The sequence below is a fragment of the Bacillus thuringiensis genome, assembly GCF_001182785.1.
Lineage (GTDB): Bacteria > Bacillota > Bacilli > Bacillales > Bacillaceae_G > Bacillus_A > Bacillus_A thuringiensis_S.
Genome location: NZ_CP012099.1, coordinates 5,257,709 through 5,275,033, shown reverse-complemented (window position 1 = coordinate 5,275,033; position 17,325 = coordinate 5,257,709). Strand labels below are relative to the sequence as shown.

Here is a 17,325-nt window from a genome sequence, read left to right as displayed (position 1 = left end):
ATTGCGTATGAGTGATGTACTTGCTGATCGTACCCCTCCGCATAATATAGAGGCCGAGCAGGCGGTTTTAGGGGCCATATTAATTGATCAAGATGCGTTAACGTCAGCATCGGAGTTATTGGTACCTGATTCATTCTATCGAACGAAACATCAAAAGATTTTTGAGGTCATGCTTGGGTTATCTGATAAAGGAGAACCGATCGACTTAGTAATAATGACATCAGCGATGGCTGATCAAGGATTACTAGAAGAAGTTGGTGGAGTGTCTTATTTAGCAGAGTTAGCAGAAGTTGTTCCAACAGCTGCTAACGTTGAATATTATGCACGTATCATCGCTGAAAAGGCACTTTTACGTCGTTTAATTCGAACAGCGACTCATATTGTCTCGGATGGATATGAGAGAGAAGATGACGTGGACGGCCTTTTAAATGAGGCCGAGAAAAAAATATTAGAAGTATCCCATCAAACAAATGCAAAAGCATTTCAAAATATTAAAGATGTTCTTGTAGATGCTTATGATAAAATTGAACTTTTGCATAATCAAAAAGGTGAAGTTACTGGGATACCAACCGGATTTACTGAATTAGATAAGATGACGGCAGGTTTCCAGCGAAATGATTTAATCATCGTAGCAGCACGTCCGTCAGTGGGGAAAACTGCATTTTCATTAAATATCGCACAAAACGTAGCGACGAAAACGGATGAAAATGTAGCGATTTTTAGTTTGGAGATGGGCTCCGATCAACTTGTTATGCGTATGCTTTGTGCAGAAGGAAATATCGATGCGCAAAGACTTCGTACCGGGTCATTAACTTCTGATGATTGGGCGAAATTAACAATGGCGATGGGTAGTCTTTCAAATGCCGGTATATATATTGATGATACACCGGGAATTAAGGTAAATGAGATTCGAGCAAAATGTCGTAGACTAAAGCAAGAACAAGGTCTTGGCATGGTTTTAATTGACTACTTACAGCTTATTCAAGGAAGTGGGAAATCAGGTGAGAACCGTCAGCAGGAAGTATCTGAGATTTCTCGTACTTTAAAAGGGATTGCACGTGAATTGCAAGTGCCTGTTATTGCCTTATCACAGTTATCTCGTGGTGTAGAATCTCGTCAGGATAAACGCCCGATGATGTCTGATATTCGTGAATCTGGAAGTATTGAGCAGGATGCTGATATTGTAGCTTTCCTATATCGTGAAGATTACTATGACCGTGAAACGGAAAATAAAAATACGATTGAAATTATCATTGCAAAACAACGTAATGGTCCGGTAGGTTCAGTAGAGCTCGCGTTTGTTAAAGAATTTAATAAATTCGTCAATTTAGAACGACGCTTTGAAGATGGGGCATAAAGGCAGTATAAAAAAGAAACACATTTCTTATAATAAAATGTGTTTCTTTTTTTATGGGATAAAGATAAGGCTTTCATAAGGTGAAAATATAATTCTTACGAACGAAAATGATTTTTAATAAAAAAATGTTCGCTTTTTGGTTGACTTCTTTTTCGGTTTTGGTACAATTATATTGTTTGAATAGATCGTTTGAAAATTGCGGAGGTGCTTTAATAATGTCTTCAGTAGTAGTTGTAGGAACACAATGGGGCGACGAAGGAAAAGGTAAAATCACTGATTTTCTTTCTGAGCATGCGGAAGTAGTTGCAAGATATCAAGGTGGAAATAACGCGGGACATACAATTGTTTTCGGCGGAGTTAAATATAAGTTACACTTAATTCCATCTGGTATTTTCTATAAAGAGAAAATTTGTGTAATCGGAAATGGCTTAGTAGTAGATCCGAAAGCATTACTTGAAGAGTTAAAATACTTACACGACCGTGGTGTAAGTACTGATAATTTACGTGTAAGTAACCGTGCACACGTTATTTTACCTTATCACTTAAAACAAGATGAGTTAGAAGAAGCTAGCAAAGGTGATAACAAAATCGGTACAACGAAAAAAGGTATCGGTCCTGCATATATGGATAAAGCTGCTCGTATTGGTATCCGTATGGCTGATCTTTTAGACCGTGAAGCATTTAAAGAGAAGCTCGAGCGCAATTTAGTAGAGAAAAATCGTTTGTTTGAAAAAATGTACGATACAGAAGGTTTCAGCGTAGAAGAAATCTTTGAAGAGTACTTCGAATATGGACAACAAATCGCACAATATGTATGCGACACATCTGTTGTATTAAATGATGCACTAGATAACAATCACCGTGTATTATTTGAAGGTGCACAAGGTGTTATGCTTGATATTGACCACGGTACGTACCCATTCGTTACATCTTCTAACCCGATTGCGGGTGGTGTAACAGTTGGAACTGGAGTTGGCCCTGCGAAAGTTACTCGCGTTGTAGGTGTATGTAAAGCATATACAAGCCGTGTTGGTGACGGTCCATTCCCTACTGAACTTAATGATGAAATTGGTCATCAAATTCGTGAAGTTGGTCGTGAGTACGGAACAACAACTGGTCGTCCACGCCGCGTAGGTTGGTTCGATAGCGTTGTTGTAAGACATGCACGTCGTGTTAGTGGTTTAACGGATCTATCATTAAATTCTATCGACGTTCTAACAGATATTCCAACTCTTAAAATTTGTGTTGCTTACAAATACAATGGCGAAGTTATTGATGAAGTTCCAGCAAACTTAAACATTTTAGCGAAATGTGAGCCTGTATATGAAGAGCTTCCAGGTTGGACAGAAGATATTACTGGTGTAAAATCATTAGACGAGCTTCCTGAAAATGCACGAAAATACGTAGAACGTGTTTCTGAGTTAACAGGAATTCAATTATCTATGTTCTCAGTTGGACCAGATCGTAACCAAACAAATATTGTTCGTAATGTATACGAAGCTTAATTGATATTTTAAGAAAAAACTCATGTCCGCATGAGTTTTTTCTTATCTTTTATAAAAAAATGAAAAAAAGTGTTGCGAAAAATACAGAATACATGTTATGATACATCTTGTCGTCACGAAAATATGACGTTGGTGAGTATGAGCCATTAGCTCAGTTGGTAGAGCATCTGACTTTTAATCAGAGGGTCGAAGGTTCGAATCCTTCATGGCTCACCATTTTATTTTTCGTGGCCCGTTGGTCAAGTGGTTAAGACACCGCCCTTTCACGGCGGTAACACGGGTTCGAATCCCGTACGGGTCATGTTTTTTTTTGTTTATTTTTGGTCCCGTGGTGTAGTGGTTAACATGCCTGCCTGTCACGCAGGAGATCGCCGGTTCGACCCCGGTCGGGACCGCCACTTTTGTTTATACCACCATTAGTGGTTTTATATATAGTTTTGGCTCGGTAGCTCAGTCGGTAGAGCAGAGGACTGAAAATCCTCGTGTCGGCGGTTCGATTCCGTCCCGAGCCACTCTCAGGATATTAAGTGGGCCCACTTAATATCCTTTTTATTTATGTAATTTTACAAAACTGAGTAGTTATTTTAAAATAGAACGAGGAGCCTCTAGCAGTTGAAGCTAGAGGTTTTTCTATAGATCGTATAGGATTCCGTGTAAAAGTGGATCATACATGAGTCTATGAGAATAGAGGAGAAAATACTTAAACAAAGGATGCGGTCATATAGGACATACTATGTAAACATCAATATGTTTAGGGATTATTGACCATATTTTTATAAGGAGGAAATAGACGATGATGGGAAAGAAAATTTTAGTAGTTGATGATGAAAAGCCGATTGCAGATATTTTGAAGTTTAACCTAGAAAAAGAAGGTTTTGAAATAGTAATGGCGCATGATGGTGATGAAGCAATTGAAAAGGCTAATGAAGAACAACCAGATATGGTTTTATTAGATATTATGCTACCAGGTAAAGATGGCTTAGAGGTTTGTCGTGAAATACGTAAAAGTTCAGAAATGCCGATTATTATGCTTACAGCAAAGGACTCTGAGATTGATAAAGTATTAGGGCTTGAGCTTGGGGCAGATGATTATGTAACGAAGCCATTTAGCACGAGAGAATTACTTGCTCGTGTGAAGGCGAATTTACGCCGTCACCAACAAGGTGGTGCTGCAGAAAAAGAAGAAAATACAGAAATGGTTATTGGACCAATTGTTATTAATCCAAATGCATATAGTGTAACGAAGCGCGAGGAAAATATCGAGCTTACACATCGTGAATTTGAGTTGCTACATTATTTAGCGAAACATTTAGGACAAGTTATGACACGCGAACATTTATTACAAACAGTTTGGGGTTATGACTATTTTGGAGATGTGCGCACAGTAGACGTAACAGTACGTCGTTTGCGTGAAAAAATTGAAGATAATCCAAGCCATCCTACTTTAATTGTAACTAGACGTGGAGTAGGGTATTACTTGCGTGACCCAGAGCAGGAATAGTATATGAAGAAAGTTGGTTTTTTTCAATCTATTCATTTGAAATTTGTGCTTATATATATGCTATTAATATTAATAGCGATGCAAGTTATTGGGGTGTATTTCGTAAGGGAATTAGAGAAGAGCCTAGTACAAGGTTTTAGGGATTCTTTAACGCAGCAAACAAACTTATTATCATATAACTTGAAACAAGAGTTTAAAAAAAGTTATACAAAAGCAGAAACAGAGTCAACAGATGAAACAATTAAAACTTCTATTCGAAAATTTGCCTCTGATCAAAAGAAAGTTATACAAGAGGTAAGTGTATTTGATTCGCATAGAAAGTTACTGGCTATTTCAGATGAGTCAAAGCAGAATAAGGTGAATAGAACATCAACTGATATAGCTGTTCAGCGAGTGTTAGTACAAAAAAAGCCAGAAGTGAAAATTGAGAAGGATGGTAGTACAGGCCATCGTGTTCAAGTTATGCTTACTCCGATTCTAGATGATAATGGCAAGGATGCGCTTGGTGTTATATACATCGTTGCATCTATGGAAGATGTATATAAACAAATGAAGGATATAAATCAAATTTTTGCTACGGGAACAGTAATTGCCTTATTAGTAACAGCCGTACTTGGAATTTTATTGGCTCAAACAATTACAAGACCAATTTCAGATATGCGGAGACAAGCAATTGAAATGGCAAAAGGAAATTATTCGAGAAAAGTAAAAGTGCATAGCCATGATGAAATTGGACAACTTGCATTATCCTTCAATAATTTATCAAAAAAATTACAACAAGCTCGTTCTTCTACAGAAAGTGAAAGGCGTAAATTATCATCTGTTTTATCACATATGACAGATGGAGTAATTGCTACTGACCGAAAAGGGGATATTATTTTACTAAACGACCCTGCGGAAAAGATGTTAAATGTTTCTCGTGAAACAGCGCTCGATCAATCTGTTTTAGAGGTATTAGGGATACAGGAAGAATTTACGCTCGATCATTTATATGAAGAGCCAGATTCTGTTTTATTAGATTTTAGTACGAGAAACGAACCATATATTTTACGTGCTAGTTTCTCTGTTATTCAAAAAGAAACAGGGAAAGCAAATGGTTTAATTGCCGTATTATATGATGTAACTGAGCAGGAGCGTATAGAAAGGGAACGCCGCGAGTTTGTGGCAAACGTTTCTCATGAATTAAGAACGCCATTAACAACAATGCGCAGTTACTTAGAAGCACTTACGGACGGTGCGTGGCAAGATCCGAATATCGCACCGCAATTTTTAACAGTTACACAAGAAGAAACAGAAAGAATGATTAGACTTGTAAATGCGTTGTTACAGCTATCTAAACTTGATAGTACAGAGCACCGTTTAATGAAAGAATGGGTTGACTTTACTGATTTCTTTAATAATATTATTGATCGCTTTGAAATGTCTAAAGAGCAAAATGTAAGTTTCAAACGATCTTTCTCTAAGAAATCTAGATTTATTGATATGGATACTGACAAAATTACTCAAGTGCTGTATAACATTATTTCAAACGCATTAAAGTATTCACCAGAAGGTGGAACAGTAACATATCGCTTACGTGATCGTGGTGATTTATTAGAAATTAGCGTAAGTGACCAAGGAATGGGTATTCCAAAAGAAAACGTTGATAAAATCTTTGAACGTTTTTATCGCGTAGATAAAGCTCGCTCAAGGCAAATGGGTGGTACGGGACTTGGATTAGCAATTGCAAAAGAAATGATTGAGGCACATGGTGGCTCTATTTGGGCGAAGAGTGAAGAAGGAAAAGGGACAACTATTTATTTCACATTACCAATGGCAGCGGATGAAGAGGACGATTGGGAATGAGTATGGAAAACTTTAAAACAATAGTTTTAATTAACCTAGTTGTAATTAGTCTATTTCTTACTTTTAACCTATGGACGTATGTGCCAGATTCTACATCCATGCAGAATGCGAAATTTGTACAAGGGAATGAAGGAACGAATCAAACTAAAATTTCCGATGTTGTCCGTCCTACTTCTATCATCGTGCATAAAGATAAAAATCATTATGGGAGCAGAAGAGAGGCAGATATAGAATCAATCTATAAGCCCTTGGAAGTAGGGGAACTACATGAGTTTAGAGAGATATCAATCACTAAGGGGGATTTCCTTTCCTATGTGCATGGTGAAGGGAAAATTGAACTTGTTTTCCCTACCGATATCCCATTTGATGCAGTTAAATCCATGTTTAACATGGAAGAGAAAAGTACAGATAAGCCTAAACATTTTAATCGTATTCTCCTTGATCCTTCTAGGAGTAAGGATCAAGAAATTAAAATTAACTTTGTTTCTGATGGTGATAACTTTAAAATATATGAGGCAAAATTAAGTGGTGTGTATTTAAAAGATATTGTAAATGCTCAAAATCAATTTATAGTATCAGCAAAGCCCTATTTTGATTATCAAATCAATGATATGAAAAAGTTATTTTTACCAGATGGAACGACAGAGTTAAACAATATAACATATATTTCATCTAATTTAGCAGTTGATACGTTTAAGAATGCTCTGTTTAGTGATCCTCGTTATTTAAGTCCGATTACTGAGATATCGAAAGAAACATTTACAGATGGTATTAGATCCATGGAAATTGAAAACGATCGTCACATGCTAAATTATAAAAACTCTTCTGTCTTAACTGAGAAAACGATAGATAATTTAATGCTGTTACAAAAAAGCTTTGAATTCGTAAGTGGTCACAGTGGAAGTTTGGATTCATATCGTTTGGACTATATGAATAAAGGAGAGACAGTATTTCGCTTACATGAAGATGGATATTCCGTATTCAATACAGATGGATTAGCTGAATTGAGACAAAAATGGGGATCAGAAGAAGTAATGGAATATGAAAGACCGTTGCTGTCTTTAAATACTAAAGGCATAGAACAGAAGGTTACTCTTCCGTCAGGGCATGTTGTAATAGCATCCCTAGAAAATAATCCAGAGATAAAGAAACAAGTAATTAAGGATATTGGTATTGGATACAAGTTATCACTAGATGGTCAAGTAGTTCGACTACAACCAATTTGGTATGTAAAGCTTGTTGAAGGTGAAACGGGTAAACAGAAAATCTATGAGTGGAGTGAGGGAGGACTAAATGGATTGGGATCGAATTAAAACCATATTTATTGTGACCTTTTTTGTTTTGGACCTCTTTCTCATTTTTCAATTCATTCAAAAGCAAGATAGTAATCAATTGGAGCTTATTGCAGAAACAAAGATAGATCAAGAATTAAAAGCAAACAAAATTACTATAGGGAATATCCCTAAGGAACCGAAAAAAGAGTCATTTATTAGAGCGGAAAATAAAGCCTTTAAAGAAGATGATATACAATCTTTGAAAAATCAAACGGCGCATATACAAAATATGTACAAGATAGAAAGTAAGCTAAAAGAGCCTTTTTTAAATACGAAATCATTATCAAAAGATAAGTATAATGAATTTTTGAAGAACTATGTATTGGATGGACAAAAGTATGAATTTGGAGCGGTGAAAGACTCTAAAATTTATTTCTTCCAAAAATATAAAGATAAGCCTATTTTCTATAATAATCAGGCGATGATTGTTGTGGAATTAAATGAAAAAAATGAACTTGTTTCATATACGCAGACAATGCTAACTGATTTAAAAGAAATGGGCGAAGGTGAAAAAACGAAAGAGCAAGAAATTATTACGGCTCAAACAGCTTTAGAAAATTTATATTTAAAAAATAAAATTCATGGAAATACACATGTTAAAGAAGCGCAAATTGGTTATGCCACTCTTACCGCATCTACTTCTAATAACCAAGTACTTGCTCCAACATGGAATTTAAAAACGGAGCAGAAGCAGGACTTCTTTGTGAATGCAATTGAAGGACAAGTTATGGAATTAGGGGAAAAGGAAAATCAAGTGGTTGATGAACATACTGGAGTGAGAAATAATGGGGTTGCATTTTAGCGTACTTGCAAGTGGAAGTACAGGAAATATGCTATACGTAGGAACCGATGAAAAAAAATTACTAGTCGATGCAGGTTTAAGTGGTAAAGCGACAGAGGCTTTATTTAAACAAGCAGAACTGAATATAAATGATGTATCAGGTATTCTTGTAACACATGAGCATAGTGATCATATTAAAGGGTTAGGTGTATTGGCGCGAAAATATGATTTACCCATTTATGCGAATGAGAAAACATGGAATGCAATGGAACATTTAATAGGAAATATCCCAACTGAGCAAAAATTCATTTTCTCAGTTGGGGATGTGAAAACATTTGGTGATATTGAAGTCGAATCATTTGGAGTTTCTCATGATGCGGCAGAACCGATGTTTTATGCTTTCCATAATAATAATAGGAAATTAGCGCTTATTACAGATACGGGATACGTAAGCGACCGTATGAAGGGCGTTATTAAGGGAGCTAATGCTTTCGTATTTGAAAGTAATCATGATGTGGAAATGCTTCGTATGGGACGTTACCCATGGAGCATTAAACGACGTATTTTAAGCGACGTTGGACATGTTTGTAATGAGGATGCTGCATTAGCAATGGCAGATGTAATTACAGATGAGACAAAGCATATTTATTTAGCCCATTTAAGCTTAGATAATAACATGAAAGAACTAGCCCGTATGTCAGTATCACAAGTACTAGAGGAAAAAGGATTTGGAGTGGGTGAATCCTTTGAAATTCACGATACAGATCCAAAAATGCCTACAAAAATTCAATACGTATAATTCTTCATTTTAGTAAACAATAAAGATGAATATAGTTGTTTTCAGGAAGATGGGTGAACAAATATGTCCTTTATTGATGAAGAAAATTATCGTATGAAACGTGCAGGAAAAAAGAAGCATAAAGGTATAGTTCTTTCTAGTATAGCGGGAACAATTGTAGGGGCTTCTTTATTTGCGTTTGGAGCCCCTTTATTTTCAAATTCTGCTGATACGCTTCCGCAAGCTGAAGCAAGTGGAAGTAATATGATGGCCGAAGCTCAAGGAATTAAACAGATTAGCTTTGTAGATGCTGTTGATCGTGCATCTGAAGCTGTTGTGGGTGTTATTAACATTCAACGAGATAACTTTTCAGAGGCAGATTCAGAGGCTGGTACAGGATCAGGAGTAATTTATAAAAAGACAGATGGTCAAGCTTATATTGTAACGAATAATCATGTTGTAGCTGGAGCGAATCGTATTGAAGTAAGTCTAAGTGACGGTAAGAAGGTTCCTGGAAAAGTATTAGGAACCGATGTAGTCACAGATTTAGCTGTATTAGAAATAGATGCAAAGCATGTGAAAAAAATAATTGAAATTGGCGATTCTAATACTGTTCGCAGAGGAGAGCCAGTCATTGCGATTGGAAATCCACTTGGACTGCAATTTTCGGGAACTGTTACGCAGGGTATTATTTCAGCTAATGAACGTATTGTCCCCGTAGATTTAGATCAAGATGGACATTATGATTGGCAAGTAGAAGTGTTACAAACAGATGCGGCGATTAATCCGGGGAATAGTGGCGGTGCGCTTGTAAATGCAGCAGGACAATTAATTGGTATTAATTCAATGAAAATTGCTGCAAAAGAAGTAGAAGGAATCGGACTTGCTATTCCGGTGACTAGGGCTGTTCCAATTATGAATGAGCTTGAGAAGTATGGGAAAGTAAGAAGACCGTATGTTGGGATTGAACTTAGGTCATTAAATGAAATTCCAAACTATTATTGGTCAAAAACATTACATTTGCCAGGTACTGTAACAGAAGGAGTTTGTATTTTGGATGTGAAAAGTCCTTCGCCAGGCGCGGATGCTGGTTTAAGAGAACATGATGTTATTGTGGCAGTAGATGGAAAACCGATTCGTGATATTATTGGATTCCGCACGGCCTTATATGATAAGGAAATTAATGATAAAATGACTCTTACGTTTTATCGTGGTACAAAAAGAGTAACAACAACAGTGAAATTAGGCATTCAAAAGTATTAAAAACAGGAGGGCCTACCTCCTGTTTTCTATTGTAGAAAAGTGAGGTGAAGAAAATGAATTTACCTTGTTGTTTAGAACATGTTGAATTAGCATTAGATATTATTGTGGATGAGTGTGAAGTTGCGCCGGTTATCAACAATGTGGATAACTCAGAAAAAGAGAAAAAAACATGTGAATTTTGTCAAAATGAGGCGACATATGTTGTATCGAACACAGATTCCCACACAATATGTGGGTAGTATTTGTGGATATGTGGATAAGTTTTGTGGATAACATGTTTGTAAGGTGGAGGATACGTGTGAATATCTCGATTATTTCAATTGGGAAATTAAAAGAAAAATATTTAAAACAAGGTATAGCAGAATACTTAAAACGATTATCAGCATATGCAAAAGTAGAAGTAATTGAATTGCCTGATGAAAAGGCTCCAGAAAATTTAAGTGAAGCAGAAATGTTAATTGTAAAGGAAAAAGAAGGTATACGTATATTGGATAAAATTTCTGATGACACGCATGTGATTGCTTTAGCTATAGAAGGAAAGCAAAAGTCATCAGAAGAATTTGCGGTAAGTCTAGATCGCCTTGCTACATACGGAAAGAGTAAAGTGGCATTTGTAATTGGTGGATCACTTGGACTAAGTTCAGAAGTGATGAAGCGTTCAAACGAATCACTTTCTTTTTCAAAGATGACATTACCACACCAATTGATGCGATTAGTGTTGCTTGAGCAAGTGTATAGAGCGTTTCGGATTAATCGTGGGGAACCTTACCATAAGTAAGGTATTCTATGTAAAACAAAGGTAAGACGCTGATATTATCATATTTATTTTATTATGCCTATAACTGGAGGCTATGTGAATGGTAAGTGATCAGACGAGATATTCTAGGCTCGCGAATATAACAAAAATAATAAATACAAAATTAGAACTACGTGAAGTATTACAGCGTGTGACAATGGCGATATCAGAGGAGATTGTTAGGTGCGATGCTGTTGGAATTTATTTACCCCAGGAAGATGGAACATTTAGAGGATTTGCAGGAAAACCAGAGACCATAAATGGCGTAACGCTCGATACTCAGGTAATTGATCCTGAAGTAGATTTATTGGCAAAAGAAGTTATTGAAACGAAAAAAACCATCTATATTCCTGATACCTCAAAGGATCATCGACCAGATCCGAGACCAGTTGATGCGTTTAAAATTAAGTCCTTATTAGCTCTGCCTATCTCATTTAGGCAAGAGTTATTTGGTCTGGTTTTTTTATTTGATTATGGGATTCCGATGAACTTAACAGATTCAGAAATTCAAAGTGTTGAAGCTTATGTAAATATGGCCGCGGTCGCAATTCAAAACGCAAATAATTTAACACAAAAGGAAAACCTTATTGCTGAGAAGCAGCTGTTACTAAATGTTACCCGTGATTTATCAATGTGTTCCTCGATACAGGAGAGTTTTGATAAATGCTTTTTTTACTTAGAACAGATTTTAGAAAGTAAAAATATGACTGCCCATCTTCTAGATCCGCTAGACAAAACAACGATTAAAACAACGAAATTAAGTAAGGGCTGTGATTGGACAGAAGCGGATTGGACAGAGAAAAGCTATGAAGCCAAGATCCAAGAGGTTATTCAAACAAAAAATATAGATAGTAAGGATTTATTGATGATTCCATTGGTTTCAATGGGAGAAGTATTAGGGGTAATCGTCGTTGGCAAAGAAGGAAAAGCTCACAATTATGATAATTCTCAAATTCAACTAGCAAAATCTATCGTTGATGCCACAGCCCCTACGTTTTCAAATTTGTTATATATGGATAAATTAGAAAGTATAGTGGAAGAGCGAACGGGAGAGCTAGCTGCTGCTAATGAAAAAGTTACAAGTGTGATTGAATGTATTACGGATGGATTCTTTACTTTAAATAATAAATGGGAATTTACGTACGTAAATAAGCACCAATATTTTCCGCAAAGAAAAACAGCAAAAGATGTATTAGGAAAGAATATATGGGATGTTTTCCCGAGTGACATCGACACAGTTATGTATAAGGAATTTCATCGTGCAATGTCAGAGCGAACTACAGTTCATTTCGAATTTCTTTCTACTGCAGATGAATATTGGCACGAAGTTATTGCATACCCGTATGATGATGGTATTTGCTGTATTTTTAAAAACATAACGGAAAAAAAGAAATATGAACAGGAATTGAAAAGGTTATCTAACATTGATTTAATAGGGCAAATGGCAGCAGGTATCAGCCATGAAATTAGAAATCCAATGACAACGGTACTAGGATTTTTGCAGTTATTAAAAGAAGAGAATACCTATGAGAAACATAATAAGTACTTTCATTTAATGATTGAAGAACTTAACCGTGCCAATTCTATTATTACTGAATTTCTCTCAATGGGGAATACAAGGAAATTGGATTTGCAGATGTTAGATTTAAATTCAATTATCCGCGATATTATTCCTTTAATAAAGGTTGATACGCACAATCAAAATAAGTATATTCAAGTCGATACAAATGACATTCCGGAATTACTTTTAAATCGTAATGAGATACGGCAATTATTAATGAATCTATATCGTAATGGCTTAGAAGCGATGAATACAGGGAAAGTTCTAACCATTAGCACCTACAAGGAAGGTCAAAATTGTGTGGTGCTTGCAGTGCGCGATCAAGGAAAAGGTATTAGGCCTGAAGTATTAGAGAAACTGGGTACGCCATTTTACACGACCAAAGATAATGGAACTGGATTGGGGATAGGTGTATGTTATGCCATTGCTGCCCGCCATAATGCAAAAATAGAAATTAAAACAGGATCAGAAGGCACTACATTTTTTGTTAAATTTAATTATAAAGATAATAAAAAATAACCTTATTTAGGTTAGTTATGATGAACCGTATCATAAATAAATTTATTCTTTGCATATAAAAAGGATAAAAAGACCATTGGACAAAAATTACCGATGGTCTTTTAAATATTATTAGATGGTATGTAGATTTCCTAAAATAAGTATGTTTCTATTTCCATAAAAATATGCTGTAATATGAAGAGGAAAAAGTATAAGTAGTTAGAGAAGTGAGGAATTAAAGGTGAAGAAGTTTAAGAAGTTTTACTTGGAGATTACGAGTGTGTGTAATCTTGCGTGTAGCTTTTGTCCGCCGACGGAAAGGCAGAAGCAATTCATTTCTGTAGAGGATTTTGCTAAAAGATTAGACCAAATTAAACCTCACACAGACTACATTTATTTGCACGTGAAGGGTGAGCCATTGCTCCATCCGAAAATAGATCAACTATTAGACTTAAGTCATGAAAAAGGGTTTAAAGTTAATATTACAACGAACGGAACGTTAATTAATAAGAGAAGGCATAGACTGTTAAATAAGCCCGCGTTAAGACAAATGAATTTTTCACTGCATAGTTTTGATGGGCACCCAGGTTCGCAAGATAAAGAAGGCTATGTAAGGAGTATACTTTCCTTCATTAGGGAAGCGACAAGTCAATCAGATTTAATTGTATCGTTAAGGTTATGGAATTTAACTCAGGATAATAAAACAAATGCTGAAATCCAGAAAAATAGAGAGTTATTATCCATAATTGAAAATGAATTTGATCTATCTTATCAGATTGAAGAGAAGCTTACACCAGGAAAAGGTATAAAAATTGCAGAACGTGTCTTTATTAATCAAGACTATGAATTCCAGTGGCCAGCATTACATGAAGAAGAGGATGATGGGAAAGGATTCTGTCATGGACTTCGTAATCAGGCAGGGATTTTAGCCAATGGGACGGTTATTCCTTGTTGTTTAGATGGTGAAGGGATTATTAACCTTGGAAATATTAATAATGATTCATTTTCTAACATTATAGAAGGTGAAAGAGCAACAAACATTGTCGATGGATTTTCAAAAAGAGTTGCGGTTGAAGAACTTTGTAGGAAATGTGGATACCGCAAAAGGTTTGGGAAGTAAATATAAAATAAGCCCTCATAAAGCGAGGGCTTATTTTTTTATTCTTGATAAGAATGCTCTAATTCATCAATTAATGAACTAACGTAAGAAACAGCTTTACGGATTGCATCTGGTTTTGACATATCTATTCCGGCATGTTTCATTAGTTCAAGTGGTTTCATTGTACCACCAGCGCGAAGCACATCTAACCAGCGATCAATAGCAGGTTGTCCTTCTTCTTTAATCATTTGAGCTACTGCAGTAGATGCAGTGAGGCCTGCGGAATATGTGTAAGAATATAGCCCCATATAATAATGAGGCTGACGCATCCAAGTTAAGCCCGCACCTTCATCGATTTCCACAGAATCTCCCCAGAATGTCGAAAGGACATTTGTTTTAATTTCAGTTAAAGTTGTAGCTGTAAGGGCCTGTCCTTCTTCTGCTAGAGCATATACTCTACGTTGATATTCACCCTCAAGTAAATGAGTAACAAAGTTGTGATAATATGTGCCGAGTAGTTGTAGAATGACCCATCTGCGCATTCTCTTATCGTCGGTAGTCGCTAGTAAATGCTGAGCTAATAGTAATTCATTCATAGTTGATGGTGCTTCAACAAAGTACATAGATGGACGTACGTTCATGATACGTTGATTTTTATTTGCTAAATAGAAATGACCAGCATGTCCAAATTCATGTGCTAATGTGAAGCATCCACGCATCGTATTTTGCCATGTAATTAAAATATAGGGATGAGAGCCGTATGGACTTGAGCAAAATGCCCCTGTTGATTTGCCTACGTTATCTGCAAGATCTACCCATCTTTCTTTGAATCCTTTTTCGATTATGGAACTATATTCATCGCCTAATACTTTTAAAGAATCTTGAATGAGCGTGCCTGCTTCTTCATAAGTAATCGCCGGATTAAATTCGGGATCTAAAGGTGCATGTAAGTCACAGAAAAGCATTTGATCGAGTCCTAATACTTTCTTTTTTAAATCTGCAAAACGGCGCATATGAGGTGCTAATTCTTTATAAATAATATCAAGTTGGTTGTTATACATTTCAAGTGGAACCTTTTGTGGTTCTAATAGCATATGGGTAACGGATTCATATTTACGTAAACGAGAAAGTGTTACTTGTTTTTTTACTTCGGTAGCATATGTAGTCGCAACTGTATTTTTATAGCGCTTCAAAGTGGAAACAAATGATGAGTATGCTTTTCTACGTATGTATGCGCTTGGAGAAAATTCATATTTGCTTTCAAATAATGCGAAAGAAACAGGGAGTTCGTTTCCTTGTTCGTCTTGTATAGAAGTGAAATCCATATCTGCCAATTTAGTCATGCCGTAAATTTTGTATGGAGAACTATGAACTTCGCCAAGTGTAGCAAGTGCTTCTTCTGTTTCAGGAGAGAGTGTGTGCTGCCTTTTTTGGAGTATTTCTAGTAACGACTTACGGAAAGGTTCGAGTTTTGTTTCTTCAGTTAAATATTTTTCAATTGTTCCTTCGTCGAATGAGAGGATTTCATTATGAATAAAGGATAGTGCAGTATGTACTTTCGTCCATAAAGCAGAAATTTTGGAAGAGTTCGCTTGAATGATTGGATTTGTACGATCAGTAGATTCTTTTAAATTTGCATATGAGTACAGTTTTGTTAACTTCATTAAAAGCTCTTCTTCTAAAAGTAGACAATTTAATAAAGTTGTGGAGTTAGTATGTAACCGTCCTTTAAATGCATCAAGTTTCTGTATATTATTTTCTAATACGTTTAATGCGGTATGCCACTCATCATCAGACTTATACAAATCAGACAAATCCCATTTTAGTTCGTTAGGTACTTCCGCACGAACAAGACGATTCTCAATTATAGTTTTCATGTCTTACATCCCCCTTATTAAAAGCATCTAAAAATATGATACTAGAAAATTCAGTAAAATAAAAATATTTTACATTTTTATATATGAAAAAGAAGGAGAAGCATAGAAATGCTTCTCCTTCTTTTTAAATTTAAGAATTAATATACTTTGTCACCATTGAAAATCGAGTTTTTCACGACAACATAATCTACAGTACGAATAGCATCTAGTTTTGTTCCACCAGCGTAAGAGATAGAAGATTGAAGATCTTGTTCCATTTCGATTAACGTATCTTCTAAAGAACCTTTATGCTCAACGAACATTTTCTTACCTTCAACGTTTTTCTTCTCACCCTTTTGGAATTCAGAAGCAGAACCGAAGTATTCTTTATAAAGTTTGCCATCTCTTTCGATAGTTTCCCCTGGAGACTCTTCGTGACCAGCGAATAGAGAACCGATCATTACCATAGTTGCCCCAAATCGAATAGATTTAGCTACGTCGCCGTGTGTACGAATACCACCATCAGCGATAATTGGCTTACTTGCAGCTTTTGCACACCAGCGAAGTGCAGCTAGCTGCCAACCACCAGTTCCGAAGCCTGTTTTAATTTTAGTAATACAAACTTTACCAGGTCCAATACCAACTTTTGTTGCATCAGCACCAGCATTTTCTAATTCTCTTACCGCTTCTGGAGTTCCAACGTTTCCAGCGATAACGAAGCTCTCTGGTAAATGTTTTTTAATATGTTGAATCATGTTGATCACAGCATTAGAATGACCGTGTGCGATATCAATCGTGATATATTCAGGTGTAAGTTGCTCAGCAGCTAATTGTTGTACGAATTCATATTCGTCCTCTTTTACACCAACGCTGATAGAAGCGATTAATCCACGTGATTGCATATCTCTAATGAATGAGATTCGTTTCTCTGGTTGGAAACGATGCATGATATAGAAGTAATTGTTTTCAGCTAAATAAGTTGCGATTCTTTCATCAATAATCGTTTGCATATTTGCAGGCACGACAGGTAATTTAAATTTATGTTTTCCTAAAGTGACAGTTGTATCACATTCAGAGCGGCTATTTACAATACATTTTGCAGGAATTAATTGAATATCTTCATAGTCGAATACGTTTTCCATCATTTACAC

The 17,325-nt window shown here is 36.0% G+C and carries 14 protein-coding genes and 4 tRNA genes; 16 read left to right on the top strand and 2 right to left on the bottom strand.

Going from position 1 to position 17,325, the window contains the following annotated elements:
* Window positions 1-7: 7 nt before the first annotated feature.
* The 16 genes from dnaB to AC241_RS27105 all read left to right on the top strand — a co-directional run bounded on the left by dnaB (window position 8) and on the right by AC241_RS27105 (window position 14,339).
* Window positions 8-1,357, top strand: a complete 1,350-nt coding sequence (gene dnaB, locus AC241_RS27180) for a replicative DNA helicase (RefSeq protein ID WP_001286147.1) — start codon at window positions 8-10, stop codon at window positions 1,355-1,357.
* A 215-nt stretch (window positions 1,358-1,572) separates the two neighbouring features.
* On the top strand, window positions 1,573-2,862 hold the full coding sequence (locus AC241_RS27175) for an adenylosuccinate synthase (RefSeq protein ID WP_000100230.1): 1,290 nt from the start codon (window positions 1,573-1,575) through the stop codon (window positions 2,860-2,862).
* 140 nt (window positions 2,863-3,002) lie between these two features.
* Window positions 3,003-3,078, top strand: a tRNA-Lys gene (locus AC241_RS27170).
* Between the two features lie 13 nt (window positions 3,079-3,091).
* Window positions 3,092-3,163: transfer RNA gene (locus AC241_RS27165), tRNA-Glu, on the top strand.
* Between the two features lie 21 nt (window positions 3,164-3,184).
* A tRNA-Asp gene (locus AC241_RS27160) sits at window positions 3,185-3,260 on the top strand.
* Window positions 3,261-3,301: 41 nt separating this feature from the next.
* Window positions 3,302-3,374 (top strand) — tRNA-Phe (locus tag AC241_RS27155).
* A gap of 281 nt (window positions 3,375-3,655) precedes the next feature.
* Complete coding sequence (gene walR, locus AC241_RS27150; protein WP_000971865.1) at window positions 3,656-4,363, top strand: cell wall metabolism DNA-binding response regulator WalR; 708 nt, start codon at window positions 3,656-3,658, stop codon at window positions 4,361-4,363.
* A 3-nt stretch (window positions 4,364-4,366) separates the two neighbouring features.
* Window positions 4,367-6,208 (top strand): cell wall metabolism sensor histidine kinase WalK, encoded by a 1,842-nt coding sequence (gene walK / locus AC241_RS27145; protein ID WP_000755367.1) that lies wholly within the window; start codon window positions 4,367-4,369, stop codon window positions 6,206-6,208.
* The gene (locus tag AC241_RS27140; protein WP_050844791.1) at window positions 6,205-7,521 is read left to right on the top strand and encodes a YycH family regulatory protein; all 1,317 of its coding nucleotides are present in this window, start codon (window positions 6,205-6,207) and stop codon (window positions 7,519-7,521) included. Before walK ends, AC241_RS27140 begins: the two co-directional genes overlap by 4 nt.
* Complete coding sequence (locus tag AC241_RS27135) at window positions 7,502-8,344, top strand: two-component system regulatory protein YycI (RefSeq protein WP_016079548.1); 843 nt, start codon at window positions 7,502-7,504, stop codon at window positions 8,342-8,344. Before AC241_RS27140 ends, AC241_RS27135 begins: the two co-directional genes overlap by 20 nt.
* Window positions 8,328-9,122 carry an MBL fold metallo-hydrolase gene (locus AC241_RS27130; RefSeq protein ID WP_016079549.1) on the top strand — a complete coding sequence of 265 codons (795 nt, stop codon included), beginning with the start codon at window positions 8,328-8,330 and terminating at the stop codon, window positions 9,120-9,122. The genes AC241_RS27135 and AC241_RS27130 overlap by 17 nt, the downstream gene beginning before the upstream one ends.
* Window positions 9,123-9,185: 63 nt before the next feature.
* Window positions 9,186-10,364, top strand: a complete 1,179-nt coding sequence (locus AC241_RS27125) for a S1C family serine protease (RefSeq protein WP_016079550.1) — start codon at window positions 9,186-9,188, stop codon at window positions 10,362-10,364.
* Window positions 10,365-10,417: 53 nt separating this feature from the next.
* Window positions 10,418-10,603, top strand: coding sequence for a CxxH/CxxC protein (locus AC241_RS27120; protein WP_001052827.1), 186 nt, complete (start codon window positions 10,418-10,420; stop codon window positions 10,601-10,603).
* Window positions 10,604-10,662: 59 nt separating this feature from the next.
* Window positions 10,663-11,142: a 23S rRNA (pseudouridine(1915)-N(3))-methyltransferase RlmH gene (gene rlmH, locus AC241_RS27115; protein WP_001027003.1), complete on the top strand. Its 480-nt coding sequence runs from the start codon at window positions 10,663-10,665 to the stop codon at window positions 11,140-11,142.
* A gap of 79 nt (window positions 11,143-11,221) precedes the next feature.
* Window positions 11,222-13,240, top strand: coding sequence for a GAF domain-containing sensor histidine kinase (locus AC241_RS27110; protein WP_050844789.1), 2,019 nt, complete (start codon window positions 11,222-11,224; stop codon window positions 13,238-13,240).
* 220 nt (window positions 13,241-13,460) lie between these two features.
* The gene (locus tag AC241_RS27105) at window positions 13,461-14,339 is read left to right on the top strand and encodes a radical SAM/SPASM domain-containing protein (RefSeq protein WP_000713633.1); all 879 of its coding nucleotides are present in this window, start codon (window positions 13,461-13,463) and stop codon (window positions 14,337-14,339) included.
* A gap of 38 nt (window positions 14,340-14,377) precedes the next feature.
* Here AC241_RS27105 and pepF read toward each other — a convergent pair whose 3' ends face one another.
* Entirely contained in the window at window positions 14,378-16,195 is a 1,818-nt protein-coding gene (pepF, locus tag AC241_RS27100; protein WP_050844787.1) for an oligoendopeptidase F, read from the bottom strand.
* 137 nt (window positions 16,196-16,332) lie between these two features.
* A complete protein-coding gene (guaC, locus tag AC241_RS27095) occupies window positions 16,333-17,316 on the bottom strand; it encodes a GMP reductase (protein ID WP_000432447.1) in 984 nt (327 codons plus the stop codon).
* Window positions 17,317-17,325 lie beyond the last annotated feature (9 nt).

Coding starts and splice junctions, on each gene's coding strand:
- AC241_RS27110 (WP_050844789.1), top strand. CDS start 11,222: ATGGTAAGTGATCAGACGAGATATTCTAGGCTCGCGAATATAACAAAA.
- walK (WP_000755367.1), top strand. CDS start 4,367: ATGAAGAAAGTTGGTTTTTTTCAATCTATTCATTTGAAATTTGTGCTT.
- guaC (WP_000432447.1), bottom strand. CDS start 17,316: ATGGAAAACGTATTCGACTATGAAGATATTCAATTAATTCCTGCAAAA.
- AC241_RS27130 (WP_016079549.1), top strand. CDS start 8,328: ATGGGGTTGCATTTTAGCGTACTTGCAAGTGGAAGTACAGGAAATATG.
- AC241_RS27175 (WP_000100230.1), top strand. CDS start 1,573: ATGTCTTCAGTAGTAGTTGTAGGAACACAATGGGGCGACGAAGGAAAA.
- AC241_RS27140 (WP_050844791.1), top strand. CDS start 6,205: ATGAGTATGGAAAACTTTAAAACAATAGTTTTAATTAACCTAGTTGTA.
- walR (WP_000971865.1), top strand. CDS start 3,656: ATGATGGGAAAGAAAATTTTAGTAGTTGATGATGAAAAGCCGATTGCA.
- AC241_RS27120 (WP_001052827.1), top strand. CDS start 10,418: ATGAATTTACCTTGTTGTTTAGAACATGTTGAATTAGCATTAGATATT.
- dnaB (WP_001286147.1), top strand. CDS start 8: ATGAGTGATGTACTTGCTGATCGTACCCCTCCGCATAATATAGAGGCC.
- AC241_RS27125 (WP_016079550.1), top strand. CDS start 9,186: ATGTCCTTTATTGATGAAGAAAATTATCGTATGAAACGTGCAGGAAAA.
- pepF (WP_050844787.1), bottom strand. CDS start 16,195: ATGAAAACTATAATTGAGAATCGTCTTGTTCGTGCGGAAGTACCTAAC.
- AC241_RS27135 (WP_016079548.1), top strand. CDS start 7,502: ATGGATTGGGATCGAATTAAAACCATATTTATTGTGACCTTTTTTGTT.